This window comes from Pseudomonas cannabina (assembly GCF_900100365.1).
Classification (GTDB): Bacteria; Pseudomonadota; Gammaproteobacteria; order Pseudomonadales; family Pseudomonadaceae; genus Aquipseudomonas; species Aquipseudomonas cannabina.
Map to the genome: position 1 here is coordinate 3098637 of NZ_FNKU01000001.1, position 18488 is coordinate 3117124.

16 protein-coding genes are annotated in these 18488 nt (G+C 57.4%); 5 read left to right on the forward strand and 11 right to left on the reverse strand.

Translation table 11 applies throughout. The features are described 5' to 3' along the window. The first annotated feature begins 157 nt into the window (after positions 1–157). Positions 158–745, forward strand: a complete 588-nt coding sequence (locus tag BLT55_RS14580) for a DcrB/PsbP domain-containing protein (RefSeq protein ID WP_055001301.1) — start codon at positions 158–160, stop codon at positions 743–745. A 31-nt stretch (positions 746–776) separates the two neighbouring features. Here BLT55_RS14580 and BLT55_RS14585 read toward each other — a convergent pair whose 3' ends face one another. After that, positions 777–1685 (reverse strand): LysR family transcriptional regulator, encoded by a 909-nt coding sequence (locus tag BLT55_RS14585; RefSeq protein WP_055001300.1) that lies wholly within the window; start codon positions 1683–1685, stop codon positions 777–779. A 109-nt stretch (positions 1686–1794) separates the two neighbouring features. Between BLT55_RS14585 and BLT55_RS14590 the strand changes: the two genes are divergently transcribed. Both BLT55_RS14590 and BLT55_RS14595 read left to right on the forward strand, forming a co-directional pair. After that, on the forward strand, positions 1795–2997 hold the full coding sequence (locus BLT55_RS14590) for an MFS transporter (protein WP_007248604.1): 1203 nt from the start codon (positions 1795–1797) through the stop codon (positions 2995–2997). Between the two features lie 295 nt (positions 2998–3292). Then, positions 3293–4369, forward strand: a complete 1077-nt coding sequence (locus tag BLT55_RS14595; protein WP_055001299.1) for a diguanylate cyclase — start codon at positions 3293–3295, stop codon at positions 4367–4369. 4 nt (positions 4370–4373) lie between these two features. Here the strand turns inward: BLT55_RS14595 and BLT55_RS14600 are convergent, their stop codons facing one another. After that, entirely contained in the window at positions 4374–5249 is an 876-nt protein-coding gene (locus BLT55_RS14600) for a hypothetical protein (protein WP_055001298.1), read from the reverse strand. A 281-nt stretch (positions 5250–5530) separates the two neighbouring features. On the opposite strand from BLT55_RS14600, the gene BLT55_RS14605 reads away from it, so the two are divergent. After that, entirely contained in the window at positions 5531–6508 is a 978-nt protein-coding gene (locus tag BLT55_RS14605) for an IS5 family transposase (protein WP_007247761.1), read from the forward strand. An 883-nt stretch (positions 6509–7391) separates the two neighbouring features. On the opposite strand, the gene BLT55_RS14615 is transcribed toward BLT55_RS14605, so the two are convergent. From BLT55_RS14615 to BLT55_RS14630, 4 genes are all read right to left on the reverse strand, one after another. After that, positions 7392–8126, reverse strand: coding sequence for a hypothetical protein (locus BLT55_RS14615; RefSeq protein WP_007248607.1), 735 nt, complete (start codon positions 8124–8126; stop codon positions 7392–7394). Between the two features lie 166 nt (positions 8127–8292). Next, on the reverse strand, positions 8293–8562 hold the full coding sequence (locus BLT55_RS14620) for a helix-turn-helix domain-containing protein (protein WP_042912440.1): 270 nt from the start codon (positions 8560–8562) through the stop codon (positions 8293–8295). 399 nt (positions 8563–8961) lie between these two features. After that, entirely contained in the window at positions 8962–10254 is a 1293-nt protein-coding gene (locus tag BLT55_RS14625; RefSeq protein WP_054999354.1) for an MFS transporter, read from the reverse strand. 149 nt (positions 10255–10403) lie between these two features. Next, positions 10404–12578, reverse strand: a complete 2175-nt coding sequence (locus tag BLT55_RS14630) for a TonB-dependent siderophore receptor (RefSeq protein ID WP_054999355.1) — start codon at positions 12576–12578, stop codon at positions 10404–10406. A 294-nt stretch (positions 12579–12872) separates the two neighbouring features. Here BLT55_RS14630 and BLT55_RS14635 point away from each other — a divergent pair, with 294 nt between their 5' ends. Then, complete coding sequence (locus BLT55_RS14635; RefSeq protein WP_054999356.1) at positions 12873–13184, forward strand: PepSY domain-containing protein; 312 nt, start codon at positions 12873–12875, stop codon at positions 13182–13184. Between the two features lie 83 nt (positions 13185–13267). On the opposite strand, the gene BLT55_RS14640 is transcribed toward BLT55_RS14635, so the two are convergent. The 5 genes from BLT55_RS14640 to BLT55_RS14660 form a co-directional block, all read right to left on the reverse strand. After that, a complete protein-coding gene (locus tag BLT55_RS14640; RefSeq protein WP_054999357.1) occupies positions 13268–14431 on the reverse strand; it encodes a PQQ-dependent sugar dehydrogenase in 1164 nt (387 codons plus the stop codon). Between the two features lie 62 nt (positions 14432–14493). Continuing rightward, positions 14494–14826 (reverse strand): hypothetical protein, encoded by a 333-nt coding sequence (locus BLT55_RS14645; protein WP_007248613.1) that lies wholly within the window; start codon positions 14824–14826, stop codon positions 14494–14496. A gap of 218 nt (positions 14827–15044) precedes the next feature. After that, entirely contained in the window at positions 15045–16241 is a 1197-nt protein-coding gene (locus tag BLT55_RS14650) for a GAF domain-containing sensor histidine kinase (RefSeq protein ID WP_054999358.1), read from the reverse strand. 186 nt (positions 16242–16427) lie between these two features. Continuing rightward, a complete protein-coding gene (locus BLT55_RS14655; RefSeq protein ID WP_054999359.1) occupies positions 16428–17603 on the reverse strand; it encodes a PAS domain-containing sensor histidine kinase in 1176 nt (391 codons plus the stop codon). Beyond that, entirely contained in the window at positions 17593–18414 is an 822-nt protein-coding gene (locus BLT55_RS14660) for an alpha/beta fold hydrolase (protein WP_054999360.1), read from the reverse strand. Before BLT55_RS14660 ends, BLT55_RS14655 begins: the two co-directional genes overlap by 11 nt. Positions 18415–18488: the final 74 nt, after the last annotated feature.

An 18488-nucleotide genomic window follows, 5' to 3' on the forward strand; every position in this document is an offset into this window, starting at 1 on the left:
TACGCCGCAGCAAAACGGCCAGCCGGAGTGATCGGGCTGGCCGTTTTTTATGGGCGCTTTTTTATAAGCCCTTTACAGGCACTTTCCTGGCGCCTGACCACTCCCATACGGCAGGCACCCGATGCCTCAGTCCATTCCCCGACAAAAAGGAATTTTCATGCGTTCTTTCGGTTTCAAGGCCATTGTTGTTTGCATCGCGCTGGCTGCCTGCCAGAGCATGATCAGCGTCCAGGCCGCCACCAAACCGCAGGCGGCAGCCCCCGCCACTGCGGCGCAAAAGGTTTCGCTGCTGGGCGGCAAACTGGCGTTTAGCGTGCCTGCCGGTTTCGTACAGGGCGAAATGCCAGAAATTGACGCGAAAGCCAAAGCTCAAGGCGTATCAGGCGCGTTGTACACCAATGCCACCGAGAAACGCGTGCTGATCGTTACCGAGACCCCAATTCCGATGGATGTTCAGGCCAGCGACAACGACGGCGTGGTGCTGGATGGCCTGGTAACCGGAATCCTTGCCCAGCAGAGCACCGGCTACAAAGACTTCAAAAAGCTGGGCGACCGCAAAATCGTCAAGAAAAATGGCCTGGGCGTGCGTCAGGTCGACACCTCGGCCACCATGAGTGACACGCCGGTGTTGAGCACCTCGATTGTCACCGCATCCGGCACTCGGGCCGCAGTGCTGAACGTGGTCTCCAACGCGAAGAATGCAAAAGAGCACGCGGCACTGGTGAAGACCGTCATCGGTCAATGATGCAAAAACATCCTTAGCGTTTCACCGCCCCTCAATCCACCCGCAATACGCCGGACAGCCGTTCAACCAGCGCCTGCACCTTGGGCAAGGATTCGCGGCTGCGCGGCCAGGCCAGATGCAGGGCCAGACCTTCGGTAGCCAGTTGCGGAAGGATTTCCACCAGTTCACCGCGCTGCAATTGGTCCTTGATCAGCCAGGTCGCCAGTTGCGCGATACCCCAGGCTGACTTGACCGCCGCAACCTGCGCTTCACCGTTGCCGATAACCAGCCGCGCTTCTACAGCGCGGGCTTCGGCCTGGCCCTGATCGTCGACAAACAACCATGGGCTGGTACTGCCATCGCCCCTGCCGAACAAAATGCAGGCGTGATCGGCAAGGTCCTCGAACGTCTCTGGCGTACCGTGTCGATGCAGATACGCCGGTGCCGCGCAGAAGATCACCCGCTCAGTACCCAGATAACGATGCGCGACACCGGCTGGCCAGACCTGCGACCCGCCGATGCGTACCGCCAGATCAATGCCGTCTTCAAGCAGGTCGACGAAGCGGTCGGTGAAGGTCACGCGCGGGCGCAGCTTCGGGTGCTGGCCTGCAAATTCGAGAATAAGCGGCAGTACGTGCAGGCGACCAAAGGTGGCTGGCAAATCGATACGCAATTGCCCGGCAGGCTCGGAGCGCTGCGCCGCCAATGCGGTTTCGGCGTCTTCCAGTTCGGTGAGCATCCGCGTGCACACCACGTAATAGGCCGCGCCCTCTTCGGTCAGCGCCAGACTGCGGGTAGTGCGCTCGAACAGTCGCATGCCAAGGCGATTTTCCAGACGTGCCACGCTTTTACTAAGGGCAGAATTGGTCAGGTTCAAGCGCTCTGCCGCTGCGGTAAAACTGCCTGCATTGGCAACGGCGACGAACGTTTCGATGCCCTTGAGGCGATCTGTAGACAGCACACGAACCCCTATTATTGAATTTAAATCCATAATGTACGGAATATTTGCCAAAGATAGGAAACCATTTCTGCAATAAGCTGGCTGACTTACTTTCCAATGGGTGTGTGTCATGCCGTCGATAGAAACAACCGCCTCCCGCACTGCCAGCGAAAGCTCCAGCGGTGCAGGTTTGTCCATCGCGATTCTCGCGCTGGCGGGCTTCGTGATTGTCACCACTGAATTTCTGATCATCGGTCTGTTGCCGTCACTGGCCCGCGATCTGGGAATCTCCATCTCCGCTGCAGGCCTGCTCGTCACGCTGTTTGCCTTCACGGTGATGCTCTTTGGTCCGCCGCTGACCGCCATGCTTTCGCACCTGGACCGGAAACGGACGTTTATCGTCATCCTGCTGATTTTCGCTGCGTCCAACGCCCTCGCGGCGGTATCGAGCAATATCTGGGTGCTGGCGCTGGCGCGATTCATCCCGGCACTGGCTTTGCCGGTGTTCTGGGGCACCGCGAGCGAAACCGCCAGTCTGCTGGCCGGACCCAAACGTGCCGGCAAGGCAGTGGCGCAGGTTTACCTGGGCATCTCGGCCGCCATGCTGTTCGGTATACCGCTCGGCACTGTGTTCGCTGACATGGTCGGCTGGCGGGGCGCGTTCTGGGCGCTGACCCTGTTGTCTGCCCTGATGGCCTTGTTGCTTGCGCTGTCGATGCCGCGCCTGGAACCTACCGCAAAGGTCGGTCTGGCCGAGCAGGCGAAAATTCTGCGTGATCCGCATTTTCTCGCCAATCTGCTGCTGTCCATTCTGCTGTTCACTGCGATGTTCGGCGCCTACACCTATTTGGCCGATACGCTGGAGCGCATCGCCGGTGTCGAATCGGCGCAAGTGGGCTGGTGGTTGATGGGCTTCGGCGCAGTCGGTCTGATCGGCAACGCATTGGGCGGCCGCTTCGTAGACCGCAGCCCGCTGGGTTCGACGGTCGCTTTCGCCCTGTTGCTGGCGCTGGGCATGACGGCCAGCGTTCCGGCAGCCGGTTCGCTGCCGTTGCTGGCCGTGGTGCTGGTGGTCTGGGGGATTGCACACACGGCGTTGTTCCCTATCTGTCAGATCCGGGTCATGAAAGCCGCTCCTCATGCACAAGCCCTGGCCGGGACGCTGAATGTGTCAGCAGCCAATGCCGGGATAGGTCTGGGGTCGATCATCGGAGGCCTGACGATCGAACACCTCGGGCTGAATGCAGTGGGCTACGTCGCAGCGGTGGTTGCGCTGCTGGCCATCGCAATTGCCTGGGTGACGAAACTTCAGCAACACAGAGCATCGATGTAACTCTTTCTCGATACTTGTACTTGCCGGACAGCGTGTTTGCTCCACCGCAGGCACACTGTCCGACTGCACGGATGTATATCCGACTTATATACTTCGTCATAATTTTGAACCTGCTTTTACGCCTGAAATGTCAGTTATTTGACTCCCAAACAAATACCCCGCCTTAATACGTCGATATTTGACGCTTATTCGCAAAATAATCTTCCCATGCCATTACTGAACGCTCAAACTCCAGCTTCTCGGTCGAGGGGTAAGGGTTTCTGACCGATTCAAAAGTAATGTCCGGTAAGAAACTATGAGCACATATCACCGCAGGGGACTGGCATTCGCCAAGCGGATTTATGCCCCGCGAACACTCGGTGTCAGCGTTGGCTTTATTACCGTCGCCGTGTCGTTGTACTACGTGAATGCTGCACACTGGGTCTGGCTGCTGGCAGTGTTCAATACACTGATATGGCCGCACCTGGCCTATCAACTTGCCAAACGCTCACACCAACCTTATCAGGCCGAATGGCGCAATCTGTTGCTCGACTCGTGCACGGGCGGGTTCTGGGTAGCCGCGATGGGGTTCAGTGTGCTCCCCGGCGTGACGTTGCTCGCGATGATGGCCATGCACAACATGGCCGCTGCCGGACCACGCTTGATGCTTCAGGGGCTTTGTGCCCAGGCACTGGGCGTGTTGATCGGGATGGCGCTGCTCAATCCGGTCGTCGACCCGCACAGCAACATGACGCAGATCTACGCCTGCCTCCCGGTACTGGTCGTCTATCCGGTCTTCGTGGGCTGGCTGAGCCATCAGGTCACGCTCAAGCTCTGGGAGCACCGGAACATCCTGCGCAAACTCAGCCGCACCGACAGCCTGACCGGCCTGCTCAATCACGGCTCATGGAAAGACCTGCTCGATCTGGAGTTCGCCAAAAGCCGCAGCCTGCATCGCCAGTGCGTGATCGCCTTGATCGACATCGATCATTTCAAGATCATCAACGACACCTACGGCCACCTTGTAGGCGACACGGTGTTGCAGAATATCAGCGAAGCGCTGGTCGAGAATCTGCGCGATACCGACCTGATCGGACGCTGTGGCGGCGACGAGTTTTGCGTCATTCTGCCGGACACCAGTTCGCGGCAGGCGGAGGAAATCCTCGAACGCCTGCGTCAGGCAATCGACGAGTTCACCTACGCCCTGCACTGTGAACTCAGGGTCAGCCTGAGCATTGGCATCGCCGTTTATACTCCTGAACTGACCGACGCCTCGACCTGGCTGCATGAAGCAGACAAAGCGCTGTACTTCGCCAAAAGTACCGGCCGCAACCGGGTGGTCAATGCTCAGGATGCGCCATCGGAACGACAGACGCTTGGGGCCAAGGCCTGATCGTTCAACGCTGGCCCTTGAGCAACCTATCGAACAGGGATGAGAAACTCTTGAAGCCCATTGCCTTCAGGAAAGTTTCGCGCATGTCGGACCGCAGGCTTTCCAGGGTTAATTCCTTGGGTTTGCTGGTTTTCTTTGCCGATAGTGTTTCGCGAGTGTCACCTTCGCCGGGGGTGTATTTTTCTTTGGACAAGGTTCTGATGTAGTCGTTTTTCTGACTTTTATACGTAGCGAAATCTGCGCCCAATGGCTGATCGCGTTCCCCCGCCGTTGAAAACCTGTTGATCACTTTTTCCATGAATTCAAAATTGTTGTGGCCAAGGGATCCGTAATCCTTGTCAGTGATAAAGCGAATAAACCCCTGATCCAGACGCGTCGTTTTTAACCCCTCGCCCTCGACAATACGCTTGGCCGTGACCGCGTGCTGATCGGTAAAACTGTAGAAAACCTTGTGCCCCTCCATGTCATATACGTTGCCTTGGTTATGGCGAGACCATATTCTTCCATCGTCTTTCTCTCTATACGACGCCAGCGCGAAAGCCAGGTCGTCGACATAGCCCAAGTCTGCGCCTTGGTCATCCGCCCACTCATAGACGTCGCCAAGTAATCTTCGGTCATCCCGGGTTAAAAAAGAGGCTTGAGGCATGGACGTTCCGCATTCGGCTTTACCCAGAAGGGGCGCAGAAAGACCGGGGTCCGCAAGTCCGAACACTCTATGTTTGAGAAGGGCCTGACCACTGATGCTCACTGCAGAATCAGGGGGATTTGATCGGAGTAATGTGCTGGCAGACGCAGACACAGACACATTCTTCACTGCCCTTTTATCGTCGAGTTGTTGCGCGATTATCAGTGCTTCTGCTCCAGAACTTATAGCTCGCATAACGTTGGCTCCTGCCAGTTAAAACCCTGGCGATTATCGCCAGGGATTAGCAATCAGTAAGACAAATGGAAGGTGACTGTTTCAGCCCCTAGGGAGGCGCTGATTTATTCGATTTTTCGTCCCTGCAACGCTCTGGAGGCCTTGATTTATCTGGGGGCAACAGCTGGGTTTTAGAATAAATCAGCGTCTCCCTAGGGAGGCGCTGCAAAAATAGCCAACTGTCCCCACCCTTGGCACACTAAGTTCCTTCAACAGCCTCCCTCTCCGTGAGCGTTACGCGCGTGCAGAAGACCTTCTCCGAACTCGAATATACCGGCAAGAAAAAGCAGACTCGCCGAGATCGCTTCCTGGCTGACCTTGAACAGTTGGTGCCCTGGGCCCTGCTGGAGGCGCAAGTGGCGCCGTTTTATAGCAACACCGCAGGCAAGCGCGGACGCCCTGCGATAGGGGTGTCGCGCATGTTGCGCATGTACGTCGTGCAGCAGTGTTTCGGTTTCTCCGATGAAGGTTGCGAAGATGCCGTCTACGACAGCCAGGCCATCCGCGGTTTTATGGGTATCGACCTGGGTCGCGAGTCTGCACCGGATGCCACCACCTTGCTGCGTTTTCGCCGCTTGCTGGAAGTCCATCAGCTAACCCGGCTGCTGTTTGAAACGATTAACCAGCATCTGGCCAGCCGGGGGCTGCTGCTCAAGGAAGGCACTATCGTCGACGCTACTCTGATCGCCGCGCCGCCCTCGGTCAAGAACCGAGAAGGCAAGCGTGATCCTGAGATGCATCAGGCCAGGAAAGGCAATCAATGGCACTTTGGGATGAAGGCCCACATTGGTGTAGACGCCACGTCGGGGCTGGTGCACAGCGTAGTAGGGACGGCCGCTAACGTGGCGGATGTCACCCAGGTTGGCCAGTTGCTTCACGGTGACGAAACCTATGTTTCGGGTGACGCTGGATACACCGGTGCGGCCAAGCGACCGGAGCATGCTGAACGGGACGTTATCTGGTCGATTGCAGAACGGCCAAGCAGTTACAAGCAGCACGGCGAAGGCAGCGTGCTGTATCGGGTCAAGCGCAAAATTGAATATGCCAAGGCGCAACTGCGTGCCAAGGTCGAGCACCCCTTCCAGGTAATCAAGGTGCGCTTCAATCATCGCAAGGTTCGCTACCGTGGGCTGGAAAAGAATACAGCGCAGTTGTTCAGTTTGTTTGGGTTGGCCAATCTGATGCTGGCCAAGCGGTATTTACAACAGACGGCAGGATAAATCCGTCTGAAAGGCGGGACTGGCCCGCCTTTCAGCAAAATGAGGGCAGAAATCTGCTCGAGAAACGTAAAATAAGGCCGGCAGGTTGAAAAAAACCGGCTTGGAAATGGGGACGGTGCGAACGGGTTAATTGTTCAGCGTCTCCTTAGGGAGACGCTGATTTATTCTAAAACCCAGCTGTTGCCCCCAGATAAATCAAGGCCTCCAGAGCGTTGCAGGGACGAAAAATCGAATAAATCAGCGCCTCCCTAGAGGTTTACTCTTCCAAGGACCACTTTCAGCGTTGTGCGTAATCATTACATCGGACGAATAGCTGAAACCGAATTTATTGAATTTATCAGTACTACCCGCCACGCCTGGAGTGATAGGTACACAATCAGAATCATGTACACCGCCGCTTCTGAAACAAATATTTGCATGCTCACCCACGCTTTCCGGAAACGATGTCGCTGTCCAGGAAAGCTTTCGTAATCGAGATTTATTAGCCGCGCCTTGGGGATAATCAGCCAACCTCAATTGGTGCCGGGAAAAGCATTATGGTTTGGTCCATTGATCGTTATTGGCGTCCTTGTTGTAGTCACCGAATAATCGGCTGCCTGACTGGCAGCGGATACCAACAATAGAACCAAAGGCACTATATTTTTCATCATTGTTACTCCAATAGTTAAAAACAAAATATTTTTTGACGCGTGAAGGCACTGACGCCGGCAAATTTTCGCAAAATCAGCAATGTGTTACCGAAGGGTCTAGCGCTCATCAGCATTTGAAATTGGTTATTAAAAAATCAACATCCACTTATAAAAAATTTTGCCAGCTGACTTCTGCCAACATCAGATTGAATGACGTTCACTTCCGGCAAATATCTGACATTCCGTGTCATCACCTACCCCACACGCTCCCAATCAATGGACAGCTCAAAAGAAGACAGGTTATTCAACAACCATTCAGGCGAGTGCATATTCAGCAGTGCACTGATGGGCTGATCCAGTATCAGCTTGCCGTAAAGGGTTTCTTCATGATCAAGGTGCGCCTGCTGGACAGCCCGATAGTGGAGCGGGTAGATACTTTTTTCGATGGGCAACAGCCTGTCGAAGTGTTCCAGCAGACCATGGAAGACAATCCGGCGCTCGACGGTTTCCCGTGTGGTGGCGATCAGTTTGACGAAGTATTCGCTGTCATGCTGGCGCAGCGCTTCACGGGCGGCGTATCGTTCAACCAGTGTATGCAACGAGCGGTCGTCGAACACGATGCAGCACAGGTCTTCTCGCAACATGCCTTTGAAGGGGTTAGCCGCTTCAGGCCGACGACAATGCTGACCCAGCGCGAACTGGACGGCACGCTCGGCCAGGCTCTGACGTTTACGCCCGCGCAACCATTCCAGGTCTTCGAGCGAAGGTGCCTGACGTCCATACAGTCGGAGCTGACGGGAGAGTTTTACAAAAAGACCTGCGGGGCCCGACAACGCTGCCTGTTGCTCCACCAACTGAGGGACCGGGAGCGCGGATTGTCGCGTCGCCAGTTGCTGAAACTCTGTTGTCAGATTCAGGCCGGATCGGTAAGGGTCCAATCGCATTGACTGATCGGATACTGACTCGCTTTGACGCAGACAAACAGTCATGAATGACTCCTTTATTATTTGGTTTTTGTACTCATCCCTTTGTACAGACAGCCAGACAGAGGGCCAACCCTGTAACCACCAGGAAGCAACATGCTTTTTATCGATGCAGTGGGCAGTGTCCGGAGATACTGAGCGCTTTAATAAGTAGCGCTTATTTCAAGACACATTATGTATGAGCCCGCTCATTGCACAATCCGACAGATGTAGGGGGTGGCGTATTTTTTATCGGTATCAATAGCGATACACAGCGAGCCATAAGCTCGGCGCGGGTTCTGACCTGATTTTTTCTGAGCAGCGAAGACACGTGATCGCGTACTGTATAGCCGCTGATACTGAGCTGCCTGGCGATTTCCTTGTTCGTGAAGCCCTGCAGCAACAGGTCTAGAACCTCTTGTTCTCTCATCGTCACCCACATGATATTCCCTCTTGCCATCATTTTGCCCAAAGACAATTTGTAAGATCAGTCCTACACTTGCAGCCCATGACTTAAAGAATAAATCGGCACAGAGTTCGTTTTATTTAGGTTTATTTCTTCCATTATCCGTACACCTCTCCATGACGCTCTATGACGAATACCCTGATCAAAAAATTAACGTAGTCTTAAAATCTCAACATAAGGAAACTTCCTACAGAAAATACGGAAAACCCCTATATTATTATTTCGCGATCCCCACAAAAAGGCGCAAGCTGACCCGTTTGCTATAGCACAGCTAGAGCAGACCAAGTTAAAAGCAACGCATAGGCGGACAGCCGCAAGATAAACTTGCGCAATGAGAATTACAATCAGTTGTTACAATTACACAGAGGAACTTGCGGAACTTTTCGTTTTTCTTGACTACGCAGCCTTTATGTTCCGACGTCTGCCGTACACCGTAGCAGTGAGCAACCCTGTGATGCCCATGATGAAGCTGTACAACACGCAGACCCAGATATTCCAGGGCATCAGCGCGATCAGCATCAGTGGCGTTGTGCTGGCCCAGAGCGCGTAGGCGATGTTGTAGGTGAAGGAGATGCCCGAAACACGAATGCTCGCCGGGAACAGCCCGATCATCACCGAAGGCACCACACCGACAATACCGCACGCCATCCCGGCAATCGCGTAGGCAACGCCGAGGGGCAGCCACTGCTCGATGAGGCTGGCGTACAGCACGCCGATACCCATCGGCATCAACAGGCTGTAGATCCTGGCCGCACGCCACGCACCGATTCGGTCGACCAGCCTCCCCGCCAGCACGCAGCCGATGTTGAGAAACACGATGCCGATGGCGCTCAGCGCGAAGGTGTCGCCGGCGCTGATACCGAAACGCTGTTGCATGACGGTCGGGGTAATCACCACCAGCACGACCACTGCGGAGGTAAGTACGAATGTCAGCAGTGCCGCAGGCAGCAGGGATTGCCGGTGATCACGCAGCACATGGCCCAACGGCAGCCCTGCCTGATGTTCGCGTTGGGCGTGCATCGCGATGAATACTGGCGTTTCGTTCAGCCAGCGGCGCAGCCAGACACCCACTACACCGAACAGACCGCCGAGCAGGAACGGTATACGCCATGCCCAGTCGAGGATCTCTGCCGGGCTGAAGACCCGTGCCAGCCAGGCGGCGGTGAGCGCGCCCAGCAGATAACCGAACGTCAGGCCCGCTTGCAACACGCCCAGTGCGTAGCCGCGACGGCCCTCGGGCGCATGCTCGGCGACGAACACCCATGCGCTTGGCACTTCACCGCCCACGGCGGCACCTTGCAGAATACGCAGCGTCAGCAGCACCAGCGGTGCCCAGTAACCGATCTGTGCGTAGGTGGGCATGACACCAATCAGCAAACAAGGCAGAGCCATCATCAGAATACTGAGACTGAACACTCGCTTGCGTCCCAGTCGATCGGCAAAGTGCGCCATCAGTATTCCGCCCAATGGACGTGCCAGGTAGCCGGTGACAAAGATTCCGAAGCTTTGCAGCAGACGCAGCCACTCGGGCATGTCCGGTGGAAAGAACAGCTGGCTGAGGGTCAGGGCGAAGAACACGAAAATGATGAAATCGTAGATTTCCAGCGCCCCGCCCAACGCCGCAAGGCTCAGGGTCTTGTAATCGGCTTTGCTGAAGGGCTGCGGAGTGGGCTGTACGATGACCGTCATGAAGCTTCCGAAACATGGCTGAAAAGAGCGCCCGGCGCTCGCAGGGCGCGAAGAATAGCAAAGCTTGCAGGCCCACTGATACGGAACTGAGGTGTGTTCGAGGATATAGGCCGTTCAGGACGCTCCGCGTACCAGTACGGTCTATCCGCTCAAAAGTTGACGGTGGCCGACAGTCTGGCCGTTCTGGGTGCCCCCATGAACAGGTAGTCGTCGCCCAGGTATTCACCGGCATCGCGCCAATAGCGCTTGTCGAACAGGTTGTCCACGGTCAGGCGCAGGACGGTGTCGTAGCCGCTGATTCGGGTGCTGTAACGGCTGCCTGCGTTGAACAGCGCATAGTCATTGACCTGCACCGTTCCTGCGCGGTCGGCATATTTGCTCGCGCTGTATTGCACACCGCCAAGCAGCGCCAGACCGCGGATCGGCAGGCTGTAATCGGCTTGCACGGCGGCGCGGTATCTGGGCACGTTCAGCGCCTGATGGCCGTCATAAGCCTCGGTGCCGCTGCCTTCGACGCGTGCGCGAATGGCCGCCGCACTGGCCGAGAGTTGCAGACGTTCAGTCACCCAACCGCTGGCGCCGAGCTCCAGCCCGGTGTTCTTCTGTTCGCCCTGCTGAACATAGGTAAAGGTGCCGTCATCGTTGGGCCTGGAATACTGATACGCCTGCCGTGCCTGAAACAGCGCAGCCGTGAGGCTCAGGCGCTGCCAGTCGTATTTGATGCCCGCCTCCAGTTGCCTCGACACGGTCGGCGCGAGGATTTCGCTGGCATTGCGGGTGAACCATGCGGCAGTTCCGCCCAGTGTCAGGCCCTTGCTGTAGCTGGTGTAGAGCGAAAGGTTGTCTACCGGCTTGTAGATCAACGCCGCCTGAGGCAGGAATACCGAACGCTCGGTATACCGCGCATCACTGCCATCCTCGGCGAACGCCTGTTCATCAAGCCGCACCTGGCGACCGCCCAGCACAGTCTGCCAGTGTTCGTTGAAGCTGATCCTGTCAGTGACGAACACCCCGTACTGACGACTGTCCAGACGGCGTTCGGTCGACGGCAGGGCCTTGGTCGACGGTGCAACGGCTTCCGGCGACTGGTTGATGTTGCCCGAGCCAACCAACTCGTTGAACGTGCCACGCGTGTCCACCGTGCGCCGATAGGCACTGGTGCCGAACGTCAGCTCATGTTCGAGCGAAGCGGTCGTGAACGTGCCGGACATCGCGGCCTCGACTTCGTCGTTGCGACGCGTGTCATCCGGGCTGCGAAAGTCATAGATATCGTAGCCGCCCTCGGCGCTGAAGTGATTGGGCACCGCCTCTGCCGCGCAACTGGCCGAACCGTAGCAGCCCCACGCGAAAGCGCTGTAGTCGTCGATCACCACCCGGCTGCGCGAGGCGCTGAGGCTGCCCTTCCAGGCATCGCTGAAGCGGTATTCGAAGCGACCGTTCAGGTTCAGCGAATCGATCCCGACCGGGTTGGACCAGCGCTGATAACCCAACAGCTTGCGCGGCGACGCATCGTGGGGCAGCGTCGTTCCACCGAGCAGTTGATAGCCCGGCACCGAACGCTGCTCTCTGGTCTGGTATTCGACGTCGAGTTGCAGCAAGGCGCGCTCGCTGATGTTCCAGTCGAACGCCAGCGACGCGAAATCGCGCTGGCCATCAGCGTGCTGCACATAAGAGCGGATGTCTTCATGGGCGAGGTTGGCGCGCAGTCCGAACTGTTGCTCGCTGCCAAACCAGCCGCCGAGGTCGGTCGCCAGATAACGCTCGCCGTGTTCGTTGGTGGACACCGTGACCGACCGCACGTCCTGCGCCCGTTTGGTCTGATAGTTGATCACGCCACCCGGCGCTGACACGCCACTCTGCACACCGGACAGGCCCTTGAGCAATTCGACCTGCTGTTTGTTTTCCAGTGCTACGTTCTGCTCACCGGTGATGCTTCGGCCATTGATGCGGTAACTATTGGCCGCGCTCAGAGCGAACCCGCGCACCACAAAATTTTCGTAGTAGCCCACCGGCGCGTAGCCGTCACCCACCGAGGCGTCGTTACGCAGTACGTCACTCAGCAGCCTGGGCTGACGATCCTTGAGCAAAGCTTCGGTAAAGACCGATACCGACGCGGGCGTGTCCAGCAACGAGGCCTGATCAAACCCGGCAATCGTCGCCCGATTGGCTTGGTAGTCAGTGGCGCTGTCCTGATCGCTGCGCCCCGTCACATTGACCGCCTCCAGATTCACAGCCTCGGCCGCCAGCACTGGCGAGGCGACGGCCATGCTCAAGGGCAACAGACGCCGGGCGAATCGCAACGCTGGTCGGTAGGGCGTACTCATGGGGATGACTCCGAAGGGGCTGGCCTGGACAGCCGCGAGGCACCTTCCGGCAGGGGGCCACCTTTTACGTTCAACGGTGGTTTTTTTCAAGCCTGACGTGCCAAGCTGGCAGCAAGCATTGCGCTGGAAAATTATACTTACGAAGCAGGCGACAGGCTCATGGACAAAAAGAAAGGCGCACACGGATAATTAAGGGTGGATTAAGTCTGCATGGTTAATCTGGCTTCAACAAGAAAGCGGACCCCATCAACGCATCACATATCCATTAAAACAGATCAACCCGAAGGAAATGTCATGAAACTTATCTCTGCCCTCTTCGCTGCCGCTACTCTAACCGCTGCTGCCGGAGTTGCCCAAGCCGATATCGGCCCTGATGAAGTCGTTCGCCTGCACAAGGCTGGCACTGTCGGCGATTTCGAACAGTTAAACAAGCAGGCACTGGCCAAGCACCCAGGATTCACCATCCACGACACAGAACTGGACAAAGACCGCGCCGGTCGTCTCGTTTATCAGATCGAATTGAAAAACACCAAAGACAGAACCGAGTGGAACTACGACGTTGACGCCAAGACCGGTGAAGTTGTGCGTGACGCCAAGGACAATTGATCCTGTCACCCAACTCGTCAACGATATAAAGAAAATTCCCACACTCTTGTGGGAATTTTCTTTTTCTTACGATTGAAACTTGGTTATTTAGCCAAACCCACTTTCAACACACTTCCATTGTCATCATCGGTCAGCAAGTACAGATACCCGTCAGGCCCCTGACGCACATCGCGTATGCGCTGCTTCATGTCTTTGAGCATACGTTCTTCATGGACGATCTTGTCGCCATCGAACTGCAAGCGAATCAACTCTTCAGTCGCCAGCGCGCCAATGAACAGGCTGTGATCCCACGCCTTGAACTGGTTGTGGTCATAAAACGCCATACCGCTCACCCCCGGCGATTGCTCCCAGACCTGAAACGGTACCTTGGTGCCTTCTACAAACTTGCCTTTGGCCTCGGAAATCGGCACGCCCGAGTAATCAATGCCGTGCGTGGCAAGCGGCCAGCCGTAGTTTTGCCCACGCTCGACGATATTCACCTCATCGCCGCCTTTGGGGCCGTGCTCGTCCAGCCACAACGTACCCGTCCACGGGTTGAGGGTCGCACCTTGCGGGTTACGGTGGCCATAGGACCAGATTTCCGGACGTACATTTTTCTGCCCAACGAACGGGTTGTCTTTCGGTACACCGCCGTCCGCATTGAGGCGCACGACCTTTCCTTGCAGTTTGTCGAGGTCCTGGGCCGTCGGGCGATTATTGTTCTCGCCCAGTGCGATGAACAGGTAACCGTCCCGGTCAAAGACCAGCCGCGCGCCGAAGTGGTTGCCGACCGACAGTTTTGGTTCCTGGGTGAAGATCTTTTCAAATCCTTCCAGCCTGGTCATGTCAGCGGACAGGCGGCCTCGTCCTGCGGCTGTGCCGGCTTTGTCGCCCTCGGCAGCGGTTTTGCCGTTGCCTTCGGAATACGTCAGGTAAACCATCCGGTCTTTGGCGAAGTCCGGAGACAGCACCACGTCGAGCAAACCGCCCTGCTTCTGCGCCCACACTTCCGGCACGCCTGAGAGAGGTGCCGACAACTTGCCGTCGGCCGTCACCAGCCGCAGATTGCCGGAACGCTCGGTGACCAGCATGCCTTTCTTATCGGGCAGGAAGGCCACGGCCCATGGATGATTCAAGCCGCCAGCCACTTGGCTGACAGTGACGGTGCCCAGCTCGCTTTTGTAGTTCTCTGTAGCGGCGCCGGCAGTCAGTGGCAGGCTCAATATGGCCGCCGTACACAGTGTCGCGATCAGGGTTTTTCTCAACATGGGCGATTCCTTATGCATTGAGTGGGCGCGCCGCCTGACAAGGGGCACGCGGTTTTGATGATTCAGTTGTCGCGCTGAAGTGAAGGTGGAGGTGAAATCGAAGGCGTGGCAGGACGCGGTGTCGTCTGGCGGGATGGCTGACCATTGCCGATACCGCCGTTTTCCAGCGTCGGCCTGCGCACCGGCGGCGCAATGTTCGGCGCGCGGCCGGGCGGTGTACTCGATTCGGTCCCCTGACGGCTGTTGGGGTTGGCCCGACGGATCGGACCGTCAGTGGAGTTGCTGCTGGCACCGTTGTTCAGCGTGCTGTTCGGCAGGGTTTGTGCCTGGGCGACACTGACACTCGCTGACACGCCGAGCACGATCCAGACGATATTGCGCGCAAAACTGTTCATCATGACCTCTGCGAAACGGTGAAGACTCGGGTGTTGGATGACAGATGAGCCGTCAGGTTCGACCGGGCGATCCCGATGAGCAAGCAAAGCGGTGCGAGAGTTTGTAACAAGAATGGTCGGCTTCTGCCAACGCCCATCAGTGCAGAGCCAGGCAGAAGGCGGATTCGGAGCGGTTTGACGTGCAGAACGTCAGGGGCTGCGAGCAATGATCGGTCAGTTCAGAAAGCTGTTTTCGCTGAATTGAGCGGCATGCTGAATGTAAAAATCGTGCCCTGCTCACGGGTTGAGCACACGCTCAGCGTGCCCCCATGAGCCAGGGCAATCTCGCTGGCGATGTACAGCCCCAGACCCAGCCCGGCCTGAGGCGCGTCCGTCACCGGCCGCGAGTAAGGCTGGAACAGTCGCGAGCGAACACATTCGGGGATTGGCTCACCCTGATTGGTCACTCTGAGCAGAAACAGCTCACCTTGCACCTCTGCTGCGACCTGCACCGGGCTGTCGGCATCGCCATGGGTGATCGCATTGGAGACCAGATTCGAGAGCAGTTGCGCGATCCGCTCGTGGTCGCAACGAATGCGCTCCAGCCTGCCAATGCCGGACTCGATCAATCGCGACGGATAGACCCGCTGTATCTCCGACACCACGTGCTCAAGCGTGTTGTCCAGGCCTTCGGCATCGTGAATGCTCAGCGGGATGCCGTGCCCCATTCGGCCACGGGCAAAATCGAGCACGTCATCCACCAACTGGGATGCGCGCTTGCCTGACGTAAGGATGTGCCGGGCGATCTGCAGGGTTTTTTCGTCCGGCGTATGGCGCTGCAACAGCTCGGCGCTGGCCGTGATGGCAAACAACGGATTGCGCAGGTCATGACCGAGAACGGCAATGAACTGCTCGCGCAGCTCGGCCACTTCGCGCTCTGCCAGCAAGTCGGCCTGCACCTGCTGCATGCTTTCCTGAGCCTCGATCTGCAAGGCCAGCAGACGCGCGAACGACACCATCATGGCCTGAATGGGCGTACCGTTGAGTTTCGCGGGCTTGGGGTCCAGCGCGCAGATCGTGCCGAAGAAGCTGCCATCGGTAAGAAACACCGGCACCGAAATATAGCTTTGAAAGTTGTACAGCCGTGGAGTGTGATGCTCGCAGAACAGCGCATCCTGAGCCACATGATCAATCACCACCGGCTGATGAGAACTGCGTATCTCGTGACAAATGGTGCTGGTCAGCTCCAGCTCGCCGCCGGGCTCCAGACCAAAATTGAGGTTGTCCCGTACGGCGCAGGCGGTCCACGAACTTTCCGTGACGCGCGCGATAGCAGCGAAACCCAGGCCAGTGGATTCAGTGATGACCTGCAAAATGGCCGGCACAGCACTGATTCGGCTGATGGTGGCGATATCGTTTGCAACGGAGTGCCGCATTTAGGACCTGTCAGCAAGCTTGCGGGGGAATAAAGCCCGCCATGGTAAGGCCGTCGCGGCTTTTGTGCACCAGAGAAGTTAAAGCCCCCGGATGACCGGCTCACCTGCGCAGAAACCGTCCGAAATACCTTGGGACACACGGACCTGTTACCTCTGAGCCCGAGTGTCAATCCGGGGCAGCAGGCGTCAGGCTGCCGGGCGGGGGAAAGTCGCCGTGAAGGTGGTGCCTTCCTCTGCCGAGGAACGCACCGTCACCTCGCCCAGATGCGCCCGGGCGATTTCGCGGACAATGAACAGCCCAAGCCCGACCGTACGGGTTTCGTCACTGTCGCTGACCACGCGCACTACCGGCTCATACAGGTCATCGACTTTCTCCATGGGTATCGGCTCACCGAAGTTGTGCACGGACAGCCTGATCACATGCCTGTCGAATGACGAGACGATCAAGATGTCGCTGCCCTGAGCACCGTAGGCAACGGCGTTGCTCACCAGGTTGCCCAGCAGTTGCAGCAATCGGTCCGGGTCGGCCGTGCAGGCGCCCTCGCCTTCGCTGCGATGAATCAGGACCCGCTCGGGGAACGCCTGACGCAATTCTTCGACGCCACGGGCGATAACAGCGTGCAGGTCGATTGGCTGCAAGGCAACGGTAATGCCGCTGCCGACGCGCGCGTGGGTGAAATCCAGCAGGTCGACGATCATGCGGTCGGCACGGTCAGTCGAATGGTGGATGTGGCCCAGAATCCGTTCTTGCCGCGATTCCAGTTGCGTACGCTCCAGCAGGCCAGCCGCCATTTTTATCGCCGCCAGAGGGTTGCGCAGGTCATGGCTGACAATGCCGATCATCTGTTCGGCAAAAATCGCCCGGATCTCGGCTTCGGCGTGGGCCAGACGCAGACGATTGCGGGCAGACGTCAGCTCTGTCTGAACGGTCATCTGGTGCTGCAGCAGTTCCTCGGCCAGCCGGTGTGCCGCGAGCAGTTCGCGCTCGTATTTATTGCGCTCTTCGGCGAGGAACACCGCCACTTCATGCAGAAAACCGGACGGGTACTCACGGCGCACGGCGTTGAGCATCATCGGCACCGAATGACCGTCGGCGTGGATCAACTCGACTTTGACTTCAGCGATAGACCCCTGAGTCTGCAGCATCGGAGCCCAGTGCGTCTGCAGAAAGACTTTGCCTGCCATGTTCAGCAAGTCCTGAAAACGACGACCCAAGACCGCCTCGCGCTCCAGGCCCAGCCAGCGGCAAAAGGTCAGGTTGGCACGCTCGATGGTGCCATTGGGCAATGTAACCAGCAGTCCGCAGGCGGCGTGCTCGTACAGCACTTCTGTCCCCGGCAGACTCACCTGTTCAACCGCCATGCTCGACGCTCCCGTCAGCATCCAGAAACAGCTTCATGGCTGTGATGCAAGCCTCCGGCGCGCTCATGTGCGGGTAGTGCCCGACGTTGTCGATCATGTACAGCGCGCTGCCTGGAATGACCCGATGCATGTACTCGCCCACCTGAACGGGCACCACCAGATCATCACTGCTTTGCAGGATCAACGTTTTGCTCTGGAGTTTTTCGACATCGGCGCGGTGATCGGACAGAAAGGTCACGCGGGCAAACTGCTTGGCGATCTCGGCGTTGGTGCGGCACAGACTGCCTGCAAGTTCCTCGCCCAACTCAGGACGGTCGGAAGCACCCATCAGGGTCGGCGCCATAGTGCTCGACCAGCCCAGATAATTGCTTTCGAGGGTTTCCAGCAGCGAGTCGATGTCGGCACGGGTGAATCCACCCACGTAATCGCCGTCATTAAGATAATGAGGCGACGGGCCGATCATGATATGGCCGGCAAACCGGCCCGGCGACTGGAGTTCGGCAAGCACGGCGATCATACAACTGACCGAGTGCCCGACATGAATGACCGGCCCGCTTCCGGCAAACTCGTCGACCAGTTCCAGCAGATCAGTTGCGTAGCCTTTGAGCGACGCATATTTGTGCGGGTACCAGGCCGAAACGTCGGAATTGCCGCTGCCCACCAAGTCAAACAGCACGACCTTGAAACGCTCGGCAAAGTGCGGAGCCATGAACCGCCACATGTGCTGATCGCAGCCAAAGCCGTGGGCAAAAATCAGGGTGGCCGGTCCGTCGCCCATGATTTTCACGTTGTTGCGCTGTAGGACCGACATGTCGGGCTCCAAAAAAGATAGCCACGCAACCGCCACGGTGCATGCATTTAATGAGGGTTAGAAGAGACTACCAT

Excerpts from the sequence above, each read along its gene's own strand:
- BLT55_RS14580 (WP_055001301.1), top strand. The coding sequence starts at position 158 with ATGCGTTCTTTCGGTTTCAAGGCCATTGTTGTTTGCATCGCGCTGGCT.
- BLT55_RS14590 (WP_007248604.1), top strand. The coding sequence starts at position 1,795 with ATGCCGTCGATAGAAACAACCGCCTCCCGCACTGCCAGCGAAAGCTCC.
- BLT55_RS14595 (WP_055001299.1), top strand. The coding sequence starts at position 3,293 with ATGAGCACATATCACCGCAGGGGACTGGCATTCGCCAAGCGGATTTAT.
- BLT55_RS14600 (WP_055001298.1), bottom strand. The coding sequence starts at position 5,249 with ATGCGAGCTATAAGTTCTGGAGCAGAAGCACTGATAATCGCGCAACAA.
- BLT55_RS14615 (WP_007248607.1), bottom strand. The coding sequence starts at position 8,126 with ATGACTGTTTGTCTGCGTCAAAGCGAGTCAGTATCCGATCAGTCAATG.
- BLT55_RS14620 (WP_042912440.1), bottom strand. The coding sequence starts at position 8,562 with ATGATGGCAAGAGGGAATATCATGTGGGTGACGATGAGAGAACAAGAG.
- BLT55_RS14625 (WP_054999354.1), bottom strand. The coding sequence starts at position 10,254 with ATGACGGTCATCGTACAGCCCACTCCGCAGCCCTTCAGCAAAGCCGAT.
- BLT55_RS14630 (WP_054999355.1), bottom strand. The coding sequence starts at position 12,578 with ATGAGTACGCCCTACCGACCAGCGTTGCGATTCGCCCGGCGTCTGTTG.
- BLT55_RS14635 (WP_054999356.1), top strand. The coding sequence starts at position 12,873 with ATGAAACTTATCTCTGCCCTCTTCGCTGCCGCTACTCTAACCGCTGCT.
- BLT55_RS14640 (WP_054999357.1), bottom strand. The coding sequence starts at position 14,431 with ATGTTGAGAAAAACCCTGATCGCGACACTGTGTACGGCGGCCATATTG.
- BLT55_RS14645 (WP_007248613.1), bottom strand. The coding sequence starts at position 14,826 with ATGAACAGTTTTGCGCGCAATATCGTCTGGATCGTGCTCGGCGTGTCA.
- BLT55_RS14650 (WP_054999358.1), bottom strand. The coding sequence starts at position 16,241 with ATGCGGCACTCCGTTGCAAACGATATCGCCACCATCAGCCGAATCAGT.
- BLT55_RS14655 (WP_054999359.1), bottom strand. The coding sequence starts at position 17,603 with ATGGCGGTTGAACAGGTGAGTCTGCCGGGGACAGAAGTGCTGTACGAG.
- BLT55_RS14660 (WP_054999360.1), bottom strand. The coding sequence starts at position 18,414 with ATGTCGGTCCTACAGCGCAACAACGTGAAAATCATGGGCGACGGACCG.